General features: G+C 40.7%; 1 rRNA gene. It reads left to right on the top strand.

What is annotated here, in order from left to right:
- Positions 1 to 1,212: 1,212 nt before the first annotated feature.
- Positions 1,213 to 2,297: ribosomal RNA gene (locus AMQ68_RS00050) — 16S ribosomal RNA — on the top strand; the annotation flags it as partial.

Genomic DNA, 2,297 nt, shown 5'->3' on the forward strand with positions numbered 1-2,297 from the left:
AATATTTTTTCTCAAAAACAGTAACCACTCACTTTGTCATCCTGTAATGATCTAAACTATCTTTTTAGATAAAAATTCATTCATTAAAAAATCTGCTTCATCCGCTTGATCTGCGAGAGATTATTATTCTCAAACTTCATCTCGTGTAGAACTCCAATATTTCTTTGCATATCCTTTTCCATAAACCAATTCTAGGAAATGATCACACACATTTATACCTTCAAACATTCCGAGGCTAAGATCCTCGAACGCTATATTCCAATATCTGTGTAAATCTGCGAAAATCTGTGGGAAATAAAAAAGTAATCATTCCTTAAAGCTCATTCTCCTGTACCTAACTTATTCCTTCAAAAAAAAACTCATTTAGTGTTTTACAGCATCTGTGTAAATCTTTGCCATCTTCTGTAAGCGTCTAACCTTCCTTTTTAGATAAAAATTGATTCATTTAAGAATCTGCTTCATCCGCTAAATCTGCGAGAGATTATTATCCTCAAACTTGATTTCGTGTAGAACTCCAATATTTCCTTACATATTCTTTTTCCATAAACCAAACTCTGGAGCTATTCTCCCCCATTTATATTACCCAACCATAGTTTATCTTAGCCCTAAACCTCTCCATCACTAAGAACTCACCACCTCTCAACTCCTCCAACTCTCCCGCGTATCACCCCAATTACCCCCAACTCTCAAACGAATGTTTAAAACTTTTAGCTCTTATAATCAGAAGTTTAAAGTTTAATATGAACCCAAAGTAAACATTAAGTTAATAAAGTTTGGATTGGTGGGGTAAAAGAGAGTACTTTTGCCCCACTGAAAAACGATATGTTGATTGGTAGCGCAGAAGATAGTAAGACAAAATCTACACAACAAAAACGAATCAAAAAATAACTTAAACTTTTTCTTAGAAAGAGTTGGAAAAGTTAAAAAGATTTGTATCTTTGCAGTCCGGTAAAACGGGAGCAGAGGAGTAGAAGATAAGGAGTATTAAAAACGAGGTTAGGGTTATTTACAAGACACTAAATTAAGTTAGAAAACGCTTTGTCAATTAGAAATAAAGTTTTACTTTTGCACACGCAAATCTATACTGAAAACGACAGAAAATTAGGTATAGTAAAAAGCGTAAGATATAAGAAGATCATTGAAAAATAGATATAACAACCAAGTAAGGAAAAGACTAGAACGTTAATAACTTTGAGTGAGTCAGACAAACATACAATGGAGAGTTTGATCCTGGCTCAGGATGAACGCTAGCGGGAGGCCTAACACATGCAAGCCGAGCGGTATTTGTCTTTCGGGACAGAGAGAGCGGCGTACGGGTGCGGAACACGTGTGCAACCTGCCTTTATCTGGGGGATAGCCTTTCGAAAGGAAGATTAATACCCCATAATATATTGAATGGCATCATTCGATATTGAAAACTCCGGTGGATAGAGATGGGCACGCGCAAGATTAGATAGTTGGTGAGGTAACGGCTCACCAAGTCAATGATCTTTAGGGGGCCTGAGAGGGTGATCCCCCACACTGGTACTGAGACACGGACCAGACTCCTACGGGAGGCAGCAGTGAGGAATATTGGACAATGGGTGAGAGCCTGATCCAGCCATCCCGCGTGAAGGACGACGGCCCTATGGGTTGTAAACTTCTTTTGTATAGGGATAAACCTTTCCACGTGTGGAAAGCTGAAGGTACTATACGAATAAGCACCGGCTAACTCCGTGCCAGCAGCCGCGGTAATACGGAGGGTGCAAGCGTTATCCGGATTTATTGGGTTTAAAGGGTCCGTAGGCGGGCTCGTAAGTCAGTGGTGAAATCTCATAGCTTAACTATGAAACTGCCATTGATACTGCGAGCCTTGAGTAAGGTAGAGGTAGCTGGAATAAGTAGTGTAGCGGTGAAATGCATAGATATTACTTAGAACACCAATTGCGAAGGCAGGTTACCATGTCTTAACTGACGCTGATGGACGAAAGCGTGGGGAGCGAACAGGATTAGATACCCTGGTAGTCCACGCCGTAAACGATGCTAACTCGTTTTTGGGGCTTTAAGCTTCAGAGACTAAGCGAAAGTGATAAGTTAGCCACCTGGGGAGTACGTTCGCAAGAATGAAACTCAAAGGAATTGACGGGGGCCCGCACAAGCGGTGGATTATGTGGTTTAATTCGATGATACGCGAGGAACCTTACCAAGGCTTAAATGGGAATTGACAGGTTTAGAAATAGACTTTTCTTCGGACAATTTTCAAGGTGCTGCATGGTTGTCGTCAGCTCGTGCCGTGAGGTGTTAGGTTAAGTCCTGCA

This window comes from Chryseobacterium sp. ERMR1:04 (genome assembly GCF_001297705.1).
Taxonomy (GTDB): Bacteria; Bacteroidota; Bacteroidia; order Flavobacteriales; family Weeksellaceae; genus Chryseobacterium.